This window comes from Lacrimispora sp. (assembly GCF_047605665.1).
In the GTDB taxonomy this organism is placed as follows: Bacteria; Bacillota; Clostridia; order Lachnospirales; family Lachnospiraceae; genus Lacrimispora.
The window spans coordinates 62,329-83,359 of the sequence record NZ_JASGFH010000006.1 but is presented as its reverse complement, the minus strand read 5'-3'; the positions used below and the strand labels follow the sequence as shown (position 1 = coordinate 83,359).

At 47.7% G+C, this 21,031-nt stretch carries 20 protein-coding genes; 18 read left to right on the top strand and 2 right to left on the bottom strand.

What is annotated here, in order from left to right; genetic code table 11:
• Positions 1-106: 106 nt before the first annotated feature.
• From QM657_RS06375 to QM657_RS06300, 16 genes are all read left to right on the top strand, one after another.
• A complete protein-coding gene (locus tag QM657_RS06375; RefSeq protein ID WP_415065749.1) occupies positions 107-652 on the top strand; it encodes a DUF4489 domain-containing protein in 546 nt (181 codons plus the stop codon).
• Between the two features lie 266 nt (positions 653-918).
• Positions 919-2,217, top strand: a complete 1,299-nt coding sequence (locus QM657_RS06370) for a LysM peptidoglycan-binding domain-containing protein (RefSeq protein ID WP_415065748.1) — start codon at positions 919-921, stop codon at positions 2,215-2,217.
• A gap of 108 nt (positions 2,218-2,325) precedes the next feature.
• The gene (locus QM657_RS06365; protein ID WP_415065747.1) at positions 2,326-3,654 is read left to right on the top strand and encodes a circularly permuted type 2 ATP-grasp protein; all 1,329 of its coding nucleotides are present in this window, start codon (positions 2,326-2,328) and stop codon (positions 3,652-3,654) included.
• Complete coding sequence (locus QM657_RS06360; protein WP_415065746.1) at positions 3,636-4,304, top strand: alpha-E domain-containing protein; 669 nt, start codon at positions 3,636-3,638, stop codon at positions 4,302-4,304. The genes QM657_RS06365 and QM657_RS06360 overlap by 19 nt, the downstream gene beginning before the upstream one ends.
• Before the next feature lie 10 nt (positions 4,305-4,314).
• On the top strand, positions 4,315-5,106 hold the full coding sequence (locus QM657_RS06355) for a transglutaminase family protein (protein WP_415065901.1): 792 nt from the start codon (positions 4,315-4,317) through the stop codon (positions 5,104-5,106).
• Positions 5,103-6,044, top strand: a complete 942-nt coding sequence (locus tag QM657_RS06350; RefSeq protein ID WP_415065745.1) for a M14 family metallopeptidase — start codon at positions 5,103-5,105, stop codon at positions 6,042-6,044. Before QM657_RS06355 ends, QM657_RS06350 begins: the two co-directional genes overlap by 4 nt.
• On the top strand, positions 6,044-6,970 hold the full coding sequence (locus QM657_RS06345) for a M14 family metallopeptidase (protein ID WP_415065744.1): 927 nt from the start codon (positions 6,044-6,046) through the stop codon (positions 6,968-6,970). Before QM657_RS06350 ends, QM657_RS06345 begins: the two co-directional genes overlap by 1 nt.
• Before the next feature lie 164 nt (positions 6,971-7,134).
• The gene (locus QM657_RS06340) at positions 7,135-7,647 is read left to right on the top strand and encodes a MarR family winged helix-turn-helix transcriptional regulator (protein WP_415065743.1); all 513 of its coding nucleotides are present in this window, start codon (positions 7,135-7,137) and stop codon (positions 7,645-7,647) included.
• Between the two features lie 4 nt (positions 7,648-7,651).
• Positions 7,652-9,385, top strand: coding sequence for an ABC transporter ATP-binding protein (locus QM657_RS06335; RefSeq protein WP_415065742.1), 1,734 nt, complete (start codon positions 7,652-7,654; stop codon positions 9,383-9,385).
• Positions 9,385-11,247 (top strand): ABC transporter ATP-binding protein, encoded by a 1,863-nt coding sequence (locus tag QM657_RS06330; RefSeq protein WP_415065741.1) that lies wholly within the window; start codon positions 9,385-9,387, stop codon positions 11,245-11,247. Before QM657_RS06335 ends, QM657_RS06330 begins: the two co-directional genes overlap by 1 nt.
• A 176-nt stretch (positions 11,248-11,423) precedes the next feature.
• Positions 11,424-12,764 carry an electron transport complex subunit RsxC gene (rsxC, locus tag QM657_RS06325; RefSeq protein ID WP_415065740.1) on the top strand — a complete coding sequence of 447 codons (1,341 nt, stop codon included), beginning with the start codon at positions 11,424-11,426 and terminating at the stop codon, positions 12,762-12,764.
• Positions 12,761-13,684: an RnfABCDGE type electron transport complex subunit D gene (locus QM657_RS06320; protein ID WP_415065739.1), complete on the top strand. Its 924-nt coding sequence runs from the start codon at positions 12,761-12,763 to the stop codon at positions 13,682-13,684. Before rsxC ends, QM657_RS06320 begins: the two co-directional genes overlap by 4 nt.
• Position 13,685: 1 nt before the next feature.
• Positions 13,686-14,300, top strand: coding sequence for an RnfABCDGE type electron transport complex subunit G (locus QM657_RS06315; RefSeq protein ID WP_415065738.1), 615 nt, complete (start codon positions 13,686-13,688; stop codon positions 14,298-14,300).
• Positions 14,301-14,311: 11 nt separating this feature from the next.
• Positions 14,312-15,007: an electron transport complex subunit RsxE gene (gene rsxE, locus QM657_RS06310; RefSeq protein ID WP_415065737.1), complete on the top strand. Its 696-nt coding sequence runs from the start codon at positions 14,312-14,314 to the stop codon at positions 15,005-15,007.
• Positions 15,008-15,019: 12 nt separating this feature from the next.
• The gene (gene rsxA, locus QM657_RS06305; RefSeq protein WP_415065736.1) at positions 15,020-15,595 is read left to right on the top strand and encodes an electron transport complex subunit RsxA; all 576 of its coding nucleotides are present in this window, start codon (positions 15,020-15,022) and stop codon (positions 15,593-15,595) included.
• A gap of 53 nt (positions 15,596-15,648) precedes the next feature.
• Entirely contained in the window at positions 15,649-16,437 is a 789-nt protein-coding gene (locus tag QM657_RS06300; RefSeq protein ID WP_415065735.1) for an RnfABCDGE type electron transport complex subunit B, read from the top strand.
• 268 nt (positions 16,438-16,705) lie between these two features.
• Here QM657_RS06300 and uxaC read toward each other — a convergent pair whose 3' ends face one another.
• Together uxaC and QM657_RS06290 are read right to left on the bottom strand one after the other, a co-directional pair.
• Positions 16,706-18,103 (bottom strand): glucuronate isomerase, encoded by a 1,398-nt coding sequence (gene uxaC / locus QM657_RS06295; RefSeq protein WP_415065734.1) that lies wholly within the window; start codon positions 18,101-18,103, stop codon positions 16,706-16,708.
• Between the two features lie 31 nt (positions 18,104-18,134).
• Complete coding sequence (locus QM657_RS06290; RefSeq protein ID WP_415065733.1) at positions 18,135-19,136, bottom strand: LacI family DNA-binding transcriptional regulator; 1,002 nt, start codon at positions 19,134-19,136, stop codon at positions 18,135-18,137.
• A 338-nt stretch (positions 19,137-19,474) separates the two neighbouring features.
• Here QM657_RS06290 and QM657_RS06285 point away from each other — a divergent pair, with 338 nt between their 5' ends.
• Positions 19,475-20,236, top strand: coding sequence for an IclR family transcriptional regulator (locus tag QM657_RS06285; RefSeq protein ID WP_415065732.1), 762 nt, complete (start codon positions 19,475-19,477; stop codon positions 20,234-20,236).
• 108 nt (positions 20,237-20,344) lie between these two features.
• Positions 20,345-20,992 carry a bifunctional 2-keto-4-hydroxyglutarate aldolase/2-keto-3-deoxy-6-phosphogluconate aldolase gene (locus QM657_RS06280; protein ID WP_415065731.1) on the top strand — a complete coding sequence of 216 codons (648 nt, stop codon included), beginning with the start codon at positions 20,345-20,347 and terminating at the stop codon, positions 20,990-20,992.
• Positions 20,993-21,031: the final 39 nt, after the last annotated feature.

The window sequence follows — 21,031 nt, the reverse complement described above, 5'->3', positions numbered from 1 at the left end:
AAATGTATATTCTTAAGTGTAGCATATCCTTTTTCCCCTAATATAATAGAGTATATCTTTTTGTACAAATGCTATTTTTCTATATATTTATAATGGAGGCAGTTTCATGAATGACCAAGATATAAGAACATGTGAATGCGACTGCGGCGAAGAAATTCAGGATTGCGATTGCAGATGCGTATGTGAAAAAACCGGAAAATACGTTAAACCCAATAGAACAACTTTAAAATGCGGCAGCCATGGCAGCGTAACGATTCCAGCAGCAACTTTAACTGGCACTACGTTTACTCTGGCGGTTGTAAACGTGAATACAAAAGGTTACCGGGGACCCTGCATTAAATTTGATTTTGCAGGCAGCATCGCGGTAACCGGGGCTGCCATTACCCTTAACTTCCAGATATTCAAACAGTGCAAAGGCCAGCTTGTCCCTGTTCCTGTTGGACCTGTCTGGACATTTTCACGGCTGATAGAAGTCACTGAAAGCGATTCTTTCCGCTTCTTTTCCTGCGACTGCGATATCTGCGATGACGGATGCTGCGTATACAGCGTTGTTGCATCAGTAACAGGTGTTTTACCGGATATCAATGAAACAATAGGCTCTACTGTTATTAACAATGTTTCTCTTTCCGCAATTATTGTGGATAATATGTAATGCACCAGGGCTGGAAAAACAATAACCTTTCAAGAAAAGCAAAAACACCGGGAATCTTTGTATTCATACAGAATTCCGGTGTTTCCTGATGTTTTCAGCCCTTTGCCTTTACCGGTTCAACCCCGTTTGTCCATTCCGTGCAAAGGCCGTTATACGCTTGAAATAAAAGGATTTTAACTTTTAAGACACTTATAATTTTATAATATCATGTTATGAGTGAATACCATCAGCATATAATAGAACCAATAAGATCATTGGGGGAAGCCATGATCATCCACGTTGTTCAACCCGGTGAGACCATAGACTCCATATCGGAGCATTACGATATTCCTGCAGACAGACTGGTTTTAGAAAATGGAATTATAAACCCTGACAATCTGGCAGTTGGTCAAACCATTGTCATTGTCAGGCCGGAAGTCCTTTGCACTGTCCAAGAAGGAGATACATTAGAGAGCATTGCAAAGCGGCATAATACGACACCGATGGAATTATTGAGAAATAATCCCTATCTTTCCGACAGAGAAATTTTGTATATCGGTGAAACCATAGTCATAAGTTATGAAACTGATAGAACAAAGACGATTGCCACAAGCGGTTATATCTTTCCTCACATCGAAAAATCCGTTTTAAAAAAGACACTCCCATTTCTCACTTATTTAGCCATATTCAATTACAGGGCTACGAGCCAGGGAGAAATTATCTCCATTTCTGACGACACGGAGATCATCCAGACAGCGAAAGAATACGGTGTGGCACCCATGATGTTTGTCTCCACCATTACGGAAGAGGGGGTTATCAGCCGCGAAGTGACCTATGACATTTTGACGAATCCTTCCGTGCGGGACCTCCTTATTTATAATGCTCTCGATATAATGAGAACAAAAGGGTTCTATGGTATAAATATATATGCCGAAACCATCACCTATGATAATATAGATGCCTTTTCAGCATATTTGGAAAAAGCTGCCGCAATATTTCATGCAGAAGGTTTCCGGGTAGTGATCACCATAACACCGGTTGTCAATATTGATACGCCCAATGTGATTTTTGACAGAATAGACTATTCCAAATTATCCCGGTTTGCGGATGCCATCATGTTTTCTTCTTATGAATGGGCAAGGTCTTACAGCTACCCCAGCTTAATCTTCCCGGTTAATGTCTTAAAACAATTGCTGGATTATTCCCTCAGCATTATTCCGCCTGAAAAGCTTTTTCTGGGAGTCACCACACTGGGCTATGACTGGACACTGCCCTATGTTCCCGGAGCAACAGAGGCCGCTGCCATAACTTACGACAGTGCGGTGCGGATTGCATCGGAAAACGGCATACCAATCCAGTATAATGAAGCTGCACAGGCAGCTTACTTCTACTATGAGGATATTGACGGTACACTGCATATCGTGTGGAGCAAAGATGCAAGAAGTTTTGCCGCAAGAATCGGGCTGGTAGACGAACATGATTTAAGGGGTGTGTCTATTTGGACTGTTATGAGATTTGATGCTCAAATATGGTTAATTACCAATACTCAATATTACATAGAGAAGGTTCTAGGGGTTGACAGATAAAGAGAAATCCGCTACAATATCCCCTAAGATACAAAGGCGTTCTGCGAGGCTGCAGAGCGCCTTTTTTTCGATTAGCTGTCAAGTCAAATGTTCAGTGAGGTGAGGGCGATGGAGATAAGAGAAGGAATGGATCTATTTGAACGGACAGATACGGTTAATGGACTTCTGGCCCGGTATGGAGTGAAATTTGGGATTTATAAGGACAATACCTTTCAGGAGCAGCTTTTCCCCTTCGATGCAATTCCCAGAGTGATCGGGAAAGATGAATTTGCTTATCTGGAAAAGGGACTGGAACAGAGGGTAACTGCCTTAAACCTGTTCCTGAGGGATATCTACAATGAAAAAAAGATATTAAAGGATAAGGTGGTGCCGGAAGAATTTATCTATGCCTCCTCCGGCTATCTGGTTGAATGCGAAGGGATCGTGCCTCCCAAGGGAGTTTATTCCCATATATCAGGAATCGATCTGGTCCTTGGAAAGGATGGGGTGTGGTACATTCTGGAGGATAATTTACGGGTGCCCTCCGGAGCCTCTTATCCCATGATCGCCAGAGGCTTATGCCGCAGGAGCAGTCCCAGAACCTTTCAAAACATTTCCGTGGCGGACAACCGCAATTATGCGGACCTGTTAAAAATGACCCTGGATCACGTCAATACAGGGGGCTTAACTGTGGTTTTGACTCCCGGACGGTATAATGCGGCTTATTTTGAGCATTCTTATCTTGCAGAGCGGATGCAGGTTCCCCTTGTCACCTGCCATGACTTAGAGGTGGAAAATGACAGGCTGTACTTCATCAATTACAGCGGAAAGAAGGAACAGGTAGGAGCGGTATACCGCCGCATATCCGATGAATACATGGACCCCATGACGTTTAACAGGGATTCGGTCATCGGCATCCCCCATATGTTTGACATTTACAGAAAGGGAAATGTGGCCCTGGTCAATACCCCCGGAAACGGAATTGCAGATGATAAGGGGATTTACTACTTTGTTCCCAAGATGATCCGCTATTATCTGGGGGAAGAACCTATTTTGCACAATGCCCCTACTTATCTGCCTTATTATGAAGAAGATATGAAATATGTGCTGGAGCACTTTGACAGCCTGGTATTAAAGGATGTTGCAGAGGCCGGAGGATACGGTGTCGTATTTGGAAGCAGCATGAGTGCAGAGCAAAAGTCTTCCTTCATCCGACTCTTAAAAAAGGAACCACGCCGTTTCATTGCCCAGGAGGTCATTGATTTCTGCGACCTCCCTATTATGGAAAAGGGCGCACTGGTGGATCGAAAGGCCGATTTAAGGGCCTTTGTACTGACGGCGGAAAAGCCGGTGGTGTGGAAGAGCGGACTGACCCGTTTTTCCAGAAATCCGGATTCCTTTATCGTCAATTCATCTCAGGGAGGAGGATTTAAGGACACATGGGTGCTAAATCAGTAGAAAATACAGACCGGCTGTACTGGCTGGGCAGATATTCAGAGAGAGTCTATACAACCTTAAAGCTGTACGGTCAGAGATTTGACAGCATGCTGGAGGAAGGGGCCGGAGGATATGATGAGTTTTGCCATTCCCTTGCGATTCCCAACATCTATGCTTCCGCAGAGGCATTCCGGCAGGAATACCCTTTTGGAAAGGAAAATCCCGACTCCATTTACAGCAATTTGATGAAAGCCTATGACAATGCCATAGAGCTAAGGGAAGAAATCGGCAGCGAGACACTGGCGTACATACAGATGGCCGTCTATGAGCTGAACAAGGCGGCGCTCAGCGATGCCCCTATGATTGAGTTTCAGAACATTCTGGATGATATTCTCGCTTTCTGGGGAATCGTCGATGACCAGATCGAGGATGAGGAGACGAGAAACATCATTAAGATAGGAAAACGGGTGGAACGGATTGACTTATACGGGCGCCTTAAGGCACCAAAGCCGGACATGGTCAGGGAGGTCCACCGCTTAAATGGCCGTATCAGCCGCACCGGCCTTCATTACAATGAAGAAGTGCCCGGAAAACTGGACCGTTTAATTGAGGCCCAGGAACTGGACTATCCTGAAATAGTCCGGGTAATTGAAGGAATACTGGAGGTCTAATACGTTGAAGATGCTGAATTACCGGTACTATCTGAAAATCGAATTCGACAGTCCGGTGACAAACCACAGCTTTACAGTCCGCTGCACTCCTCCCTCAGATGGAAGACAGGAAATCATAAGGCAGGATGCCCGCATTCTGCCAAGGGAATTTCTCTCCATGAACGGGGATTCCTTTGGAAACACTTATTTTTTCGGAAGGGCCAGAGAGCCTCACACATTATTTGAGGTGGTGGCAGAGGGAACTGTCAGAACCGGACTTGAAGGCAGTGTGGAGGCCCAGCCGTCTTACCGGCTGGGCATGTATGCCGGACAGACCCGGTATACGGCTCCCGGAGAGAAGCTGAAAGAGTTTTTTTCCGGTTTAGAGCTTCCGCAAAAAGAAGGGAATCTGGAAAAAAGCCTCTGCATTATGAACGCTTTGAGAGAGGCCTATGTTTACGTTCCGGGAAAGACAGGCATATCGACCACGGCAGAAAAAGCCTGGGAAATCGGCTGCGGCGTGTGCCAGGACTATTCCCATATCATGATTTCCCTATGCCGCATGGCCGGGATACAGGCCCGCTATGCGGCTGGAATGCTGATCGGGGAGGGACTCAGCCACGCCTGGGTGGAGGTGGCCCAGGAAGGCCGCTGGTACGGGCTGGACCCCACCAACGGCGTCCGGGTACTGGAAAATCATATTAAAATATCACATGGCAGGGACTATGGAGACTGTCTGCTGAACCAGGGAGTCTTTACCGGGACGGCAAATCAGCAGCAAACCGTGTCCGTGACCGTAGAGGAAGCAGGTGAAGGGACATGATCATTTCCGTGGCCAGCGTGCCGCTGCCGGTGGATGAGACACTGGAAATAAAGAAAAGCCGTTTCTGTCCAACTGACGGGGGAAACGGAAAGCGAATCAGCATTGTGACAGGAATTCATGGAGATGAGCTGGAGGGACAGCTCGTCTGCTTTCAGATGGCAAAAAAGATCAGGGAAAACCCGGAACACCTTCTTGGAACAGTGGATTTGTATCCGGCCCTCAATCCCATGGGGCTTGATTCCATTACCAGGGGGATTCCGGGCTTTGATCTCGATATGAACCGGATTTTCCCCGGAACCAGGGATGGTTCCTTTACCGAGTACATAGCGATGGAGATCGTGGAGGATTTGGTGGGGTCTGATCTATGCCTGGACATTCATGCCAGCAATATCTATCTGACCGAGCTGCCCCAGATACGGATCAATGAGCTGCACAAGGACAAGCTGGTTCCCCTGGCTATGGAGGCCAACGTGGATTTTGTGTGGGTTCACGGGGCCAATACGGTTTTGGAATCCACTCTTGCCCACAGCATGAACAGCCTGGGAGTCCCTACCCTTGTGGCGGAAATGGGAGTGGGAATGCGCCTGACCCCGTCTTATGCTTCTCAGTTGACAGAAGGGATTTTCCATCTGATGCAGAAGCTTCACATCTGGAAGGGGGAGGAGATTTCCGTGAAAAAGCCTGTTCTTTCAGAGGGACCGGAGGATGTATGTTATATCAATGCGCCTGTATCCGGTATTTTTCTAAAGAAACAGGAGCATGGGAGCAGAGTTTATCTCGGTGATGAGGTAGGAGCGATTCTCAATCCCTTTACCGGGGAAGAGATGGAACAGATCACCGCTCCCTGTACCGGATTGCTGTTCACCATCCGGGAGTATCCGGTGGTGGATGAAGGCTCCCTCATCGCCAGAATCTTAAAGCAGGAGGAGGACGGCTGATGGAAAAGGAAATTATTTTCACTATTCCGTCCCTTTACCGGGATGATTTCCGCATCAGGGGATACCGGTTTGGAAGCGGGAAAAAGGCACTGTGCATTGTAGGAAGCATGAGGGGAAATGAATACCAGCAGATTTATACGTGCTCCCAGTTGATCAAGCGGTTAAAGGAGCTGGAGGCGGAAAACAGGCTTGCAAAAGATAAGGAAATCCTGGTGATTCCTTCCTTAAATCCCTGCTCCATGAATATTGAAAAACGGTTCTGGCCCACAGACAACACGGATATCAACCGCATGTTTCCAGGCTACGGGCTGGGAGAGACCACGCAGAGGATCGCAGCCGGTGTGTTTAAAATCATATCAGCCTATGAAAACGGAATACAGTTTTCTTCTTTCTATATGCCGGGACGTTTCTGCCCTCATGTGAGAATCATGAAGACTGGCTATGAAAACGTGGAAAAGGCCCGCCAGTTCGGCCTGCCTTACATCGTCTTAAAGATACCGAAGCCCTATGATACGGCCACGCTCAACTACAACTGGCAGATATGGGAAACCGATGCATTTAGTTTGTATGGCACTGCTACGGACAGAATCGAAGAGGACAGCGCTGCCGAGCTGGTGGAAAGCGTCCTGCGTTTTATGACTGCCAATAAAATGATTGAGGACAAACCGGGAGAATGCCCTGAATCCCGTGTGTTTTCAGACCGGGAGCTGCTGTCTTTGAGGCCGAAAAAGTCCGGTATTTACAGGAGCATGGTACAGGCCAGGGAACAGGTTCATAAAGGACAGCTTCTGGCGGTGATTTTAGACGCCTGCGAGGGAAGTGTGGTGGAGGAGTTGAGGGCGCCGGAGGACGGAGTCGTTTTCTTTGAACATGACAGGCCTATGGTTTATGGGTCTACGGCAGTGATCAAGCTGCTGCTTTCGTAAGAAGAGAATATGATAAAAAGAGTGTAAAGCCTGCTGCATGTGAAGGCTTTCATTCTTTTTTTAATTTTCATAATTTTCCTCTTGCATGAAAAAACAGAAAGTGATATACTGCGATATAGTTAATTAGCTAATAATTAATAAACTAACAGAAAGAGGTCGTTTGAATGAAACCAACGTGTTCATGGGGAGGGGAAAACTTTAAAAAGGATGTTTCCCCTCAGCATACCGTCATGATGTGGTACATGCGGATTATGAAGCTGCATCGCTGCATTCTCGATGAACGTCTGAAAGAGACAGGGGTGTACCGCAGCCAGCACCAGATTCTCATGATGCTGTCGGACCATTCCAATGTTTCCCAGAAAGAGATTGCAAAGCGCCTGTATGTTTCCACAGCCACCATAGCAGTATCCGTAAAAAAGCTGGAAAAGGGAGGCTATATCACCCGGATCATGGATCAGGAGGATAACCGGATGAACCAGCTTTGCCTGACAGAAAAGGGAAAGAATATGGTGGGAAACAGCCGGGAATTTTTTCAGAATGTGGAAAAGCAGATGTTTCATGGATTTTCCAATCAGGAATTGGAAACTATGAAGGAGTATCTGGACCGGATTTATGAAAACCTGTCCCGGATTCAAGAGGAAAAGACAGAAAGAGAGACGACAGAAAGAGAGGATTAACTACTTGAAACGATATTGGGAATATATAAGGCCCTATTTAGGGGCATTTATTCTGGCACCCCTTTTGATGCTGACAGAGGTGCTGGGAGAGATCATGCTTCCCAAGCTGACCTCCATGATCATCAACAACGGAGTGGCAGTCAGGGACATGGGCTATATTTTAAAAATAGGAGGAAGGATGCTGATCATTGCCTTTGTGATGGCGGCAGGAGGAATCGGAGGTTCTTATTTTTCTTCCAAAGCTTCCATCTGCTTCAGCACTGATTTAAGAAAGGCTGTATTTCATAAGGTTCAGCAGTTTTCCTTTCAGAACATTGACGATTTCAGCACCGGATCACTGGTCACCAGACTGACCAACGATATTCAGCAGATTCAAAACGTGCTGATGATGAGCCTGCGTCTGATGTTTAGGGCACCCGGAATGATGGTGGGAGGCCTGGTGATGGCATATCTGATCAACGGACAGCTCGTGCTGATCCTGCTGGCAGTCATTCCCCTTCTGACCCTGGCCATATTTTTAATTTTAAAAACGGCATTTCCCCGTTTTGAAGCCATGCAGAAAAAAATAGACCGTCTGAATTCCGGCGTACAAGAGGCTTTGACCAATGTGCGGGTCATCAAGTCCTTTGTCAGGGAAGATTATGAGATGGAGAAATTTCAGGACACCAACCAGGATTTAAAGAAGGGAAGCCTTGATGCCATGAAGGTGGTAATTGCCACCATGCCCATCATGATGCTGGCCATGAATCTGACCACCCTGGCTGTGGTCTGGTACGGAGGAAACTTGATCATCGCCGGAAGTATGCCGGTAGGCGACCTGACGGCCTTTATCACCTATATTGTCCAGATTCTCATATCTTTAATGCTGCTGTCCATGGTATTCATACAGGCATCCAGGGCAATGGCTTCTTTAAAGAGAGTGAGAGAGGTTTTGGATGCAGAAATCGACTTGACTGATGATGACGCAGTCCAGAAATCCGCCCAGGTTACAAGAGGAAAGGTGGAGTTTAAAGATGTCTGTTTCCAGTATGCAAAGGGAACAGAGGAAATGGTTTTAGACCGCATCAGCTTCACCGCAGAGCCGGGAGAGACCATCGGAATCATCGGCCCTACCGGAAGCGGAAAAACCTCACTGGTTCAGATGATTCCCCGCCTTTACGATGCGGATCAGGGTCAGGTGCTGGTGGATGGCATTGATGTAAAAGACTATTCTCTTAAAAACCTCCGTCAGGGAGTGGGAATGGTCCTTCAGAAAAATGTGCTCTTTTCCGGAACCATCGAAGAAAATCTCCGCTGGGGAGAAGAAGACGCCTCTATGGAGGAAATCGTTCTCATGGCGGAAAATGCCCAGGCAGACGGGTTTATTTCGAATTTTAAAGAAGGTTACAATACGGATTTAGGCCATGGCGGTTCCAATGTATCCGGAGGCCAGAAGCAGAGGCTCTGCATTGCAAGAACCCTGTTAAAAAAGCCGAAAATCCTGATTTTAGATGACAGCACATCAGCCGTTGATACGGCTACGGAAGCGAAAATCCGCCAGTGCTTTGAGACTTCCTTAAAGGACACGACTAAATTTATCATTGCCCAGAGAATCGGGTCTGTGGAACATGCGGATAAGATTCTGGTCCTGGAGGATGGACGGATTGTGGGAATGGGATGTCATGAAGAGCTTATGAATTCCTGCGCGCCTTACCAGGAAATTTATTATTCCCAGAGAGACAAGGAGGTGAGCGCCTGATGGATGACCAGAAGAAAATTGAAAGCTTAAAAAGGCGCTACGGCAGGAATCTGGCACCGGGAAAACAGCCTAAAATGGGCGGGGGCGGAGTGCCTGCAAAGGCAGCACTTACAAAGAATTCCAAAATCACCATACGCCGCCTTATGTCCTATTTAAATGAATACAGGCTTTCCATGGCAGCAGCATTTGTCTGTGTCATTGTCAGCACCCTGTTTAACCTGGCAGGCTCTTATATGCTGCGGCCTATTATCAACCGCTACATTACCCCCGTTGACGGAGGAAAAGGAAGTGCGGCGGGCCTTGCAGGAGGCCTTATGCTTATGGCAGCCGTATATCTGGTGGCTGTGGCAGGCAATTATGCCCAGACCAGAATCATGCTGACGGTTGCCCAGAATTCCCTGCAGAAAATAAGAAATGATCTGTTTGGCAAGGTGCAGAAGCTGCCCGTAAAATTTTATGATACCAACAACACCGGAGACTTGATGAGCCGGTTCAGTAATGACGTGGATGTGATCGGGCAGATGTTAAGCAGCACCCTGGTCCAGCTCTTTACCGGAGCCCTCAGCATTGTGGGAACCCTGGTGCTGATGCTTTATACCAACATCTGGCTGACCCTGGTGACTGTGGTCATGGTTCCCCTTATGATAAGGGCAGGAGGCTTTATCGCATCGAAGAGCCAGAAATATTTTTCCGCTCAGCAAAGCTCTTTGGGAGCGGTCAACGGCTATATCGAAGAGACCATCAGCGGACAGAAGGTGGTAAAGGTCTTCTGCCATGAAGAAACGGCGGAAGAGGAATTTGAAATCCTCAATGAAGACTTGAGAAACCAGATGATTCACGCCCAGTTCTTCGGCGGAATCATGATGCCGGTTATGGGCAATTTAAGCCAGTTAAACTATATTTTAACCGCATGCATAGGAGGTCTTCTCTGTGTGCTCAAGGGCTTTGACGTAGGCGGTTTGACCGTGTTTTTGATGTTTTCCCGTCAGTTCAGCCGCCCCATCAACGAGATTTCCATGCAGGTGAGCAATGTTTTCTCCGCCCTTGCAGGAGCGGAACGGGTTTTTGCCGTTATGGATGAAGAGCCGGAACCTGCGGATGAGGCAGATGCTGTGGAGCTGGACCCCATGAGCGGATATGTGCGCCTCGATCATGTGACCTTTGGATATGATCCGGATAAGGTGATCTTAAAGGATATCAGCCTCTATGCCAAGCCGGGGCAGAAGATCGCTTTTGTAGGCTCTACGGGAGCGGGAAAAACCACCATCACCAACCTGCTGAACCGTTTTTACGATATTCAGGGAGGGGAGATCACCATTGACGGGCAGAATATCCGTTCCATCAAACGGGAAAACCTCCGCCGCAATGTGGCGATGGTATTGCAGGACACTCATTTATTTACGGGAACTGTAATGGAAAATATACGCTACGGAAGGCTGGAGGCCACTGACGAAGAGGTCATCCAGGCGGCCAAAACAGCGTCGGCTTACTCCTTTATCATGAAGCTTCCCAAGGGCTTTGATACGGTGCTGGAGGGCGACGGAGCCAATTTAAGCCAGGGGCAGAGGCAGCTTTTAAACATCGCCAGAGCGGCTGTTTCAAAGGCACCTGTCCTGATTCTTGACGAGGCCACCAGCTCTGTGGATACCAGAACGGAAAAGCATATTGAAAGGGGTATGGACCGCCTTATGGCTGACAGGACCACCTTTGTGATCGCCCACCGCCTTTCCACAGTGCGCAATGCCAATGCCATTATGGTGCTGGAAAACGGGGAGATCATTGAGAGGGGAGACCACGATGATCTGCTGAGCCAAAAGGGCAGATATTACCAGCTTTATACAGGAGCGGCAGAACTCGATTAAGCCATTTTTCTGTCTGAAAACCCGCCTTTCTCTGACTTTGGAGAAGGGCGGGTTTTTGTATACAAAGTTTAATTTTTCATTGTTTCCAATTATATATTATGGTATACTGAACAAGATGGCAAAATTATGAAATTTTGCTGAGATACAAAGAATTGTAGAGAAAGAGGGTTAGTTAAATGGGTTTAGCTACATTTAAAGGCGGCATTCATCCCTTTGAAGGGAAAGAACTGTCGGAGAATAAACCTGTGCAGGTGCTGCAGCCGAAAGGCGAGCTGGTGTTCCCCCTGTCCCAGCATATCGGCGCATCGGCAAAATCATTGGTGGCGGCCGGTGATCAGGTTTTGGTCGGTCAGAAGATCGGAGAAGCAGAAGGGTTTATTTCTGCCTGTGTGATCAGTTCTGTTTCGGGAACCGTGAAAACTGTTGAACCGAGATTGACCGTCGGCGGAACGGAAGTACTGTCTGTCATCGTTGAAAATGATGAGAAATATCAGGCGGTAGAAGGCTTTGGCGTTCAGCGTGACCCCAAAACCTTATCAAAAGAAGAGATTCGCAGCATCATAAAGGAAGCGGGCATTGTGGGACTTGGAGGCGCAGGCTTTCCGACCCATGTGAAGGTGTCGCCAAAGGAAGACTCAAAGATCGATACCATCATTGTCAACGGTGCGGAATGCGAGCCGTATTTAACCGCTGATTACCGGCTGATGATGGAAGAGCCTGAAAGCCTGATTGGAGGTCTCGGCATCATCCTTCAGTTGTTTGAAAATGCAAAGGGGGTCATTGCAATTGAAGACAATAAGCCGGAGGCCATTAAACGAATCACAGAACTTGTAAAGAATGAACCCAGAATCACGGTATTTTCCTTAAAGACTAAATATCCTCAAGGCGGTGAGCGCCCTCTGATCTACGGAGTGACGGGAAGGAAGATCAATTCCTCCATGCTTCCGGCTGACGTGGGCTGCATCGTGGACAACGTGGATACCGTTATTTCCATTTACAATGCAGTTGCAAAAAGTACGCCCTTGATCCGCCGTATTTTAACGGTGACAGGAGACGTCATAACAAATCCCCAAAATTACAACGTGAGAACAGGAACCAGTTACTCTGAGCTGATAGAGGCTTCCGGCGGATTTAAGACAGAGCCGGAAAAGGTGATTTCCGGAGGTCCTATGATGGGGCAGGCGCTGTTTGATTTCAACGTTCCGGTTACCAAGACATCCTCTTCTTTACTCTGCTTTGAAAAGGACGAGGTGGCAGAGGTGCCTGCCTCCGCCTGCATCCGCTGCGGCCGGTGTGTGACAGTCTGTCCTGGCCGTGTTGTGCCTCAGATGCTTATGAAGGCGGCGGAACAGTCTGATCTTGAGAGATTTTTGAAATTAGACGGAATGGAGTGCTGTGAATGCGGCTGCTGTTCCTATATCTGCCCGGCTAGACTGCCTCTCACCCAGTCATTTAAAGAAATGCGCAAGCAGGCAATGGCGGCAAGAAGAAAAGCGCAGGAGGGGAAGAAAGCATGAGTAAATTATTAAATGTATCCACATCACCTCATACCAGGAATCATCTGACAACAAAAAACATCATGCTGGATGTTGCGATTGCCATGATTCCGGCTTCTGCTTACGGTGTATATCAGTTTGGAATCAATGCGGCTCTGGTTTTACTGATCAGTGTCATATCCTGTGTTCTCAGTGAATACATATTTGAATCCCTCATGGGAAAGCCGGTTACAATCAGTGACGGAAGCGCTCTTGTAACGGGAATGATTCTGGGCCTTAACATGCCTCCGGCCATTCCTCTTTGGATTCCCTTCCTGGGCGGTGTCTTTGCCATTATCGTGGTTAAACAGTTATACGGCGGCCTGGGCCAGAACTTCATGAACCCGGCTCTTGCGGCAAGATGTTTTCTCGTCATTTCCTTTGCAGGGAAGATGACCACCTTTACATACGAAGATGCGGTTGTAAGCGCGACACCTCTTGCCGCATTAAAGGCAGGCGAGGCCGTGGACCTTCCAGCCATGTTCATTGGAATGACTCCGGGAACCATCGGCGAGGTTTCCATTATCGCTCTTTTAATCGGAGCGGCTTATATGCTGGTTAGAAAGGTGATTTCCATTTATATTCCGGCGGCCTATATCCTCACCTTAGGTGTGTTTGTATTCATTTTCGGACAGCAAGATTTAAATTATGTACTGGCTCATTTGCTGGGCGGCGGCCTTATCTTCGGAGCTTTTTTCATGGCTACGGATTATGTGACCAGCCCTATTACAGCAAAAGGAAAGATCATGTTCGGAATTTTGCTTGGAATCTTAACGGGTGTATTCCGTCTTTACGGCGGTACGGCAGAGGGAGTCTCTTACGCGATTATTTTCAGCAATATTTTAGTGCCTTTGATTGAAAAGATTTCCCTTCCGAAAGCATTTGGAAAGGAGGGCAGGTAATATGAAAAACGGCGGATATATGAAGGATGCAATTGTTTTATTTGTCATTACCCTGATTTCCGGATTTTTGCTGGGAGGAGCTTACCAGATCACCAAGGAACCCATTGAAAAGGCCAATCAGGCGGCCAACTTGAAGGCTTATAAGATGGTATTTCAGGAAGCGGCTGATTTCCTGCCGATTGACAGTTCCGAGACAGATATCGAAAGCTGCAATGCGGATCTGCTTTCCGGACAGTTTGGAAAAGTGGGCGTGGACCAGGTTTTCCAGGCAGTTGACGCAAGCGGAAATGAAACGGGTTATGTGCTTACCGCTTATTCGGAGGACAGCTACAGCGGTCTTGTCCGTTTATCCGTGGGAATCAAGGCAGACGGCTCCATAAACGGAGTGGAACTCCTTGAAATCAGCGATACACCGGGCCTGGGCTTAAAGGCAGCGGAGCCGGAATTTAAGAATCAGTACGCGGGAAAGAATGCCCAGTCTCTGAAAGTTGTCAAATCCGGAAACGCAGGAGATGCTGAGATCAATTCCATCAGCGGTGCTACCATTACCTCAAGCGCAGTGACCAATGCGGTCAATGCTGCACTTTATTATGTTCATAATTATATCAATCAGTAGGAGGCGGGAAGATGAACAACAAATATACAGAACGTTTATTTAACGGTATCGTAAAAGAAAACCCAACCTTCGTCCTGATGCTTGGTATGTGTCCGACCCTGGCTGTTACCACTTCAGCCGTCAATGGTGTGGGCATGGGGCTTTCCACCACTGTGGTACTGTTATTTTCCAATATGATCATTGCAGCTCTCAGAAAGATCATCCCGGACCGGGTGAGAATTCCGGCTTATATCGTTATTGTGGCGACCCTGGTCACCATTGTGCAGCTTCTTTTACAGGCTTACGTTCCAAGCATTTATTCAGCTCTTGGAATTTACATTCCCCTGATCGTGGTAAACTGTATCATCCTGGGCCGTGCGGAGTCTTATGCCTCTAAAAACGGCGTCATGGATTCCACCTTTGACGGAATCGGCATGGGACTCGGTTTTACCCTGGCCCTCACCTGCATCGGCTTTGTCCGTGAGATTTTGGGAGCAGGGGCAGTGTTCGGGCGTGTCATCATCCCGGAGGATTATCACATCGCAATCTTTGTTCTGGCACCTGGAGCATTCTTTGTCCTGGCCATCCTGACCGCTCTTCAGAATAAGCTGAAGGCACCTTCTGCAACCAACGGACCGGATTCTTCCGAAGGGTGCAGCGGACACTGTGCTTCCTGCGGCAGCACAAATGCGGCAGCGGGCAAGACGGATTCAGGAAAAGAAGAATAGGAGGGTGGATAGATGAAAGAATTATTATTGATTGCCATTGGTGCAGCCCTTGTTAACAACGTGGTGCTCAGCCAGTTTTTAGGCCTTTGTCCATTCCTTGGAGTTTCCAAAAATGTGAAGACTTCTGCCGGTATGGGTGCAGCCGTTATCTTTGTTATTACCATTGCGGCCTTTGCCACCAGCGTTATTTATAAGGGAATCTTAGTGAACCTGGGGCTGGAATTTTTACAGACTATCGTATTTATTCTAGTGATTGCGGCTCTGGTGCAGTTTGTAGAGATGTTTTTAAAGAAGTCCATGCCAGCCCTTTATGAAGCGCTGGGCGTATATCTGCCGCTCATCACCACCAACTGTGCCGTTTTAGGTGTGGCACTGACCAACGTGCAGAAATCGTATAACATCCTGGAAAGCGTGATCAACGGCGTGGGCATATCCGTAGGCTTTACCATTGCCATCATCATGCTGGCAGGCGTCCGTGAGAGAATTGAATACAATGACGTTCCCCATTCCTTTAAAGGGTCCCCCATTGTTCTGATCACCTCCGGCCTTATGGCAATTGCATTTTTCGGATTTTCCGGATTGATTTAACCGCTTGACATATAAGGAACGGAAATACCCGGTTTATAAGGAGGAGAGGAAGAATGATAATAAATATTTTATATGCGGCGGCCGTGGTGGGCATTCTGGGAATTTTAATCGGTGTGTTCTTAGGAATTGCCAGTGAAAAGTTTAAAGTGGAAGTGGATGAAAAAGAGCTTCTCATACGTGAGGTGCTTCCAGGCAACAACTGCGGAGGCTGCGGCTATGCGGGCTGCGATGCTCTGGCAAAGGCCATAGCAGACGGCCAGGCACCGGTGGGGGCCTGTCCTGTAGGCGGTGTGCCGGTGGCCGAGCAGATCGGTGAGATCATGGGCGTTTCTGCCGGAGCCATGGATAAAAAGATCGCATTTGTCAAGTGCAAGGGAACCTGTGATAAGACAAAGACCAAGTATAAGTACTACGGCGCCCAGGACTGCCGGATGGCTTCCGCAGCGCCGGGCGGCACGGAAAAGTCATGTGCTTATGGCTGTATGGGCTACGGCACCTGCGTGAGAGCCTGCGAGTTTGACGCCATTCATGTGGTTGACGGCGTTGCGGTGGTGGATAAGGAGAAATGCGTTGCCTGCGGCAAGTGTGTGACAGCCTGTCCAAGCAATCTCATTGACCTGGTTCCTTACCGTTCCAGACATCTGGTTCAGTGCAATTCCCACGACAAGGGCAGGGAAGTAAAGGCCAAATGTGAAGTGGGCTGTATTGCATGTACGCTGTGCATCAAGCAGTGTGAATTCGATGCCATTCACATGGATAACAATGTGGCTGTCATTGATTATGAGAAGTGTACCAACTGCGGCAAATGTGCGGAGAAATGTCCGGTAAAGGTAATTGTATAGTATTGATACTTTTATAAATGAAGTCTCATAGAATAAATCTGAAAAAGCCGGTATTTTGTCATGAACAAAGTACTGGCTTTTTTTAATATCACATATGAGTCCTGAGAGTTCAAATGTGAGAAATGGGCTGTCTTGAAAAATTCTTTGAGAAGAAGCCGTTATCGGAGAAAAAAATAAATGTACATTGTACTATACCGGGTGTATCAGAAGAGGCAGGCCAATTGCGGCCTGCCTCTTCTGATACGCCCGGTATAGGCGGAATCGTTATTTAGAATCCAAAGTAATTCATTGCATTATTATAAGAAATTCCTTCAATAATCTCTTTCAGAGCCTTCTGATCATCCGGATATTCTCCGTTTTCCACCCAGCCGCCGATGAGTTCGCAGAGGATTCTGCGGAAGTATTCGTGTCTCGTATAGGATAAGAAGCTTCTGGAGTCTGTGAGCATTCCGATGAAGTTTCCAAGGCAGCCTAAGTTTGCCAGGGAGGTCATCTGCTCTGTCATGCCGGTTTTGTGATCATTGAACCACCATGCGGAACCCTGCTGGATTTTGCCGGGGAACTTGCTCTGGAAGCAGCCTAAGATGGTGCCGATGGAAGCGTTGTCGTTGGGATTTAAAGAGTAAATGATGGTCTTTGGAATCTCATCGGTTGCGCTTAAGGCATTTAAGTAATCAGCCATCTGTGCGGAAGGAGCGTAGTTGTTGATGCAGTCGTAACCGGTGTCAGCTCCCAGTTTTTCATACATCAGGGCGTTGTTGTCACGCTTGCATCCGTAGTGAAGCTGCATCACCCAGCCCATGCGGTTGTATTCTTTTGCTGCAAACAGCATGAATGCGGTTTTAAACTTCAACTCATCTTCTCTGGAAACTGCTTTGCCGGACAGTCCGTTTGCAAAGATGGTCTCAAGCTCTGCCTCATCGGCAGGAGCGTACATCACATATTCAAGAGCGTGGTCGGATACGCTGCATCCCTGGCTTGCAAAGAATTCCATGCGGTTCTTTAATGCTGTCTTTAAGGAGGCGAAATCCTTGATTTCCACGCCGCTTACAGCAGATAATTTTGCCATATAGGAGGCGAAATCCGGTTTTTCAATGTTCATGGCCTTGTCCGGTCTCCAGGCAGGAAGAACCTTGATTTCAAAGGAAGTATCAGCCGCAATTTTCTGGTGCCATTCGAGGGAATCAGCCGGATCATCGGTGGTGCAGATCACGGTTACGTTGGACTTTCTGATGATGTTGCGGACGCTCATGGAATCCTGATGAAGCTTTTCATTGCATAAGTTCCAGACTTCCTCAGCGGTGTCGCCGTTTAAGTAGCCGGTGTAGCCGAAATATCTCTGCAGCTCCAAGTGGCTCCAGTGGTAAAGAGGATTTCCGATCAGCTTTGGCATGGTTTCTGCCCATTTCTGGAATTTCTCACGGTCAGAAGCATCGCCGGTAATGTATTTTTCATCTACGCCGTTGGAGCGCATCTGACGCCATTTGTAATGATCTCCGCCTAACCACACCTGGGTGATGGTATCAAATTTGCGGTCTTCATAGATTTCCTGGGGATTGATGTGGCAGTGATAGTCTACGATGGGCATGTTCTCCCCATACGTATGATAGAGGTTTTTTGCTGCATCAGTAGACAGTAGAAAGTCTTTGTCCATAAACTGTTTCATATTCGAGAATCCTCCTTAAGATATATATTGATTAAAAATTAGTAGTGCCGCGTTTTATGAGCTCTGTGGTGATGACGGTCTTTTTTTCCGTTTCTTCCCCTTCCAGCACCTTCATCAGGGTGTTTACAGTGGAAATGCAGAGCGCCTCCGCCTTATTGTCCACAGAAGTGATTTCAGGAGTGGTGCAGCGGGATAAAATCGAGTTATTATATCCGATAATGCTCAAATCCTCCGGAACCTTAAGGGCTGACCTTCCGGCATATTTTATGGCCCCTACTGCCAGAATGTCCTCTGCGGCCAGAACCGCGTCAAAGTAAATTCCGGAATGGGAAAGCTGGTTCAGCAGTTCCATGGCGGCGTCAGGGTCCTTGGGACAGAGGGCCATAAGCTCCTCCTGCAGGATGAAGCCCGCATCACTGACAGCTTCCCTGTATCCGGAAAGCTTGCGCAGGCTGCTGTAGGAGTTCCCGGAATAGAGATAGAGCACCGAAGACCGCCCGGAGCGGTACAGCCTGGAAGCCGCATCGTAGACGGCGGCGTGGTCGTCGCAGACCGTGCTGTAAATCTGTTTTCCCTCCAGATATCCGTTTACCAGCATGATGGGAATATCCCTGGCTGCTTCCAGAAGGTAAGCATTGTCCTCAGGTCTTTCTTCAATATAATGGGAACCCGCCAAAATGACCGCATCCACCCGCTTGGAACGGAGCAGCTCCAGATACTTCTTTTTTGTCTCAGGAAGATGTCCGGTGCAGCAGAGAAGGGAATCATAGCCGTTGCCTCTCAATTCCTTTTCCAGGTAGTAGATGGCCTCCGCCAGCCATGGGTCGGAGGAGTCGGCGCACATGATTCCAATGGTCTTCATGGTATTGAGCCCCAAGCTTCTGGCAAATACATTTGGGGTATAGCCAAGCTCGTCCATGACGGCAAGAACTTTTTTCCTGGTTTTCTCGCTGACATTGGGATTTCCGTTGATAACTCTGGAAACAGTGGCAATGGATACGCGGGCATGTTCGGAAACATCATAGATATTCAACAACATCACCTCCCGAAATTGTAAGTATTTACATATCCAGTTTATTATACATAATTACACCAAATAATACAATCCCCGATTTCCACTTTTTTGTCCACGTTATTTGGACATAGTGGTATACCCGCAGGGTGCTTCCACTTTTTTGTCCACGTTATTTGGACATAACGGTATACCCGCAGGGTGCTTCCACTTTTTTGTCCATGCTATTTGGACATAACGGTATACCCGCAGGGTGCCTCTGCAGCCCCATACTCCATATTCTTTCGCATATACGAAATTCAACTTGCTTTTTTTCCGCCCTCAAGGGTATACTGATACCAAGAAATGGAGGCAGGACCATGAAACTGAACAGAACGACACAAAGGACTATAGAGATTTTAAAACTGATTTCCCAGTCACCGGAGGGAGCCACCCTCGATGACATCTGCAAAAAGCTGGACCTTCCAAAGACCAGCGCCTACGATATCGTAACGACCCTGGTCGAAATGAACATGGTAAATGTGGCAAAGGGGCAGAAGCAGAACTATACCATCGGACTGATGGCATACCGGATTGGAGTCAATTATACCAATAACCTGGATTTCATCGGAACCATTGAGCCTGTGCTTAAGGCATTTTCAAAAGAAGTGGGAAAGACGGTTTTCTTTGGAATACCCTCGGATCATCACGTTGTATACATATGTAAGTTTGAACCGGAGAACCCTATTATCACCACAGCCACCGTGGGCTCCAGAAATCCCATGTACTGTACGTCCCTTGGAAAGGTGATTTTAGCCTACAGCAGCGAAGAGGAAAGAGAGAAGATGATCAGCAGGATCAAATTCACCCAGTATACGGAGCGCACCGTCAAAAACAGGGAACAGCTTCTGGACGAGCTGGAACGGGTGCGGGAGCGGGGCTATGCCTTTGATGCCAGGGAAATGGAGGAGCACATGCAGTGTGTGGGAGCACCTGTCTTTGACCGGGATGGCAACGTGTTAGGCGCCATCAGCGTCTCCAGCCTCTATAAGCCATCGGAGGATTATGAAGCTCTTGGAAAGCTGGTTTGGGACAAGGCAGCGGAGGTTTCCGGATTGTTAGGATTTCTTGGAAAAATATGAGGAATACTTATTGACAAAACGGCAGGAAACGATTAATATTTCAAGTATAAGAATCGTAAATATGAAAACAGTTCGTATATGCGAATTTGAGAGAAGGAGAGAACAATCATGAAAAAAGAACAGGTTTTAGCAAGAATGAAAGAAGATTGTCTGGTTGCCGTTGTCCGTGCAAAGAACTTGGAGCAGGGCGAGAAGGTAGTGGATGCCATCATCGCAGGCGGAATCAATTTCATTGAGATCACAATGACCATGGACCAGGGAAATCCTGTTGAATTCATTTCTAAGATGTCTGAAAAATACAGAGACAATCCTGCTGTTGTGATTGGCGCAGGCACTGTTCTGGACCCGGAAACAGCAAGGGCAGTTATCCTTGCAGGCGCAAACTATGTGGTTAGCCCAGGCCTCAACGTGGAGACCATCAAACTTTGCAACCGCTACAGAGTCCCCATGCTTCCGGGCGTTTTGACCCCAACCGAGGCTATTACCGCTTTGGAGTACGGCTGTGATGTCATTAAGGTATTCCCAGGCAACTTGGTAGGACCTGCAGCCATCAGCTCCTTCAAAGGACCTCTTCCTCAGGGTGATTTCATGCCATCCGGCGGTGTTGACGTGGACAACGTGGACAAGTGGATCAAGGCAGGCGCTTATGCTGTTGGAACAGGAAGCAGCCTGACAAAGGGCGCCAGCACCGGCGATTATGCAGCAGTTACCGCAAAGGCAAAAGAGTTCGTGGAAGCAGTAGCAGCAGCAAGGTGAATGACGGCAGAGCCGGCAGAGAGGGACCCCCTGGGGGCA

What these genes read in the sequence shown, in the direction of transcription:
- rsxE (WP_415065737.1), top strand. Translation starts at nt 14,312, where the DNA reads ATGAACAACAAATATACAGAACGTTTATTTAACGGTATCGTAAAAGAA.
- rsxA (WP_415065736.1), top strand. Translation starts at nt 15,020, where the DNA reads ATGAAAGAATTATTATTGATTGCCATTGGTGCAGCCCTTGTTAACAAC.
- QM657_RS06370 (WP_415065748.1), top strand. Translation starts at nt 919, where the DNA reads ATGATCATCCACGTTGTTCAACCCGGTGAGACCATAGACTCCATATCG.
- uxaC (WP_415065734.1), bottom strand. Translation starts at nt 18,103, where the DNA reads ATGAAACAGTTTATGGACAAAGACTTTCTACTGTCTACTGATGCAGCA.
- QM657_RS06360 (WP_415065746.1), top strand. Translation starts at nt 3,636, where the DNA reads ATGGGTGCTAAATCAGTAGAAAATACAGACCGGCTGTACTGGCTGGGC.
- QM657_RS06375 (WP_415065749.1), top strand. Translation starts at nt 107, where the DNA reads ATGAATGACCAAGATATAAGAACATGTGAATGCGACTGCGGCGAAGAA.
- QM657_RS06340 (WP_415065743.1), top strand. Translation starts at nt 7,135, where the DNA reads ATGAAACCAACGTGTTCATGGGGAGGGGAAAACTTTAAAAAGGATGTT.
- QM657_RS06345 (WP_415065744.1), top strand. Translation starts at nt 6,044, where the DNA reads ATGGAAAAGGAAATTATTTTCACTATTCCGTCCCTTTACCGGGATGAT.
- QM657_RS06315 (WP_415065738.1), top strand. Translation starts at nt 13,686, where the DNA reads ATGAAAAACGGCGGATATATGAAGGATGCAATTGTTTTATTTGTCATT.
- QM657_RS06330 (WP_415065741.1), top strand. Translation starts at nt 9,385, where the DNA reads ATGGATGACCAGAAGAAAATTGAAAGCTTAAAAAGGCGCTACGGCAGG.
- QM657_RS06350 (WP_415065745.1), top strand. Translation starts at nt 5,103, where the DNA reads ATGATCATTTCCGTGGCCAGCGTGCCGCTGCCGGTGGATGAGACACTG.
- QM657_RS06280 (WP_415065731.1), top strand. Translation starts at nt 20,345, where the DNA reads ATGAAAAAAGAACAGGTTTTAGCAAGAATGAAAGAAGATTGTCTGGTT.
- QM657_RS06320 (WP_415065739.1), top strand. Translation starts at nt 12,761, where the DNA reads ATGAGTAAATTATTAAATGTATCCACATCACCTCATACCAGGAATCAT.
- rsxC (WP_415065740.1), top strand. Translation starts at nt 11,424, where the DNA reads ATGGGTTTAGCTACATTTAAAGGCGGCATTCATCCCTTTGAAGGGAAA.
- QM657_RS06365 (WP_415065747.1), top strand. Translation starts at nt 2,326, where the DNA reads ATGGAGATAAGAGAAGGAATGGATCTATTTGAACGGACAGATACGGTT.
- QM657_RS06355 (WP_415065901.1), top strand. Translation starts at nt 4,315, where the DNA reads ATGCTGAATTACCGGTACTATCTGAAAATCGAATTCGACAGTCCGGTG.
- QM657_RS06285 (WP_415065732.1), top strand. Translation starts at nt 19,475, where the DNA reads ATGAAACTGAACAGAACGACACAAAGGACTATAGAGATTTTAAAACTG.
- QM657_RS06300 (WP_415065735.1), top strand. Translation starts at nt 15,649, where the DNA reads ATGATAATAAATATTTTATATGCGGCGGCCGTGGTGGGCATTCTGGGA.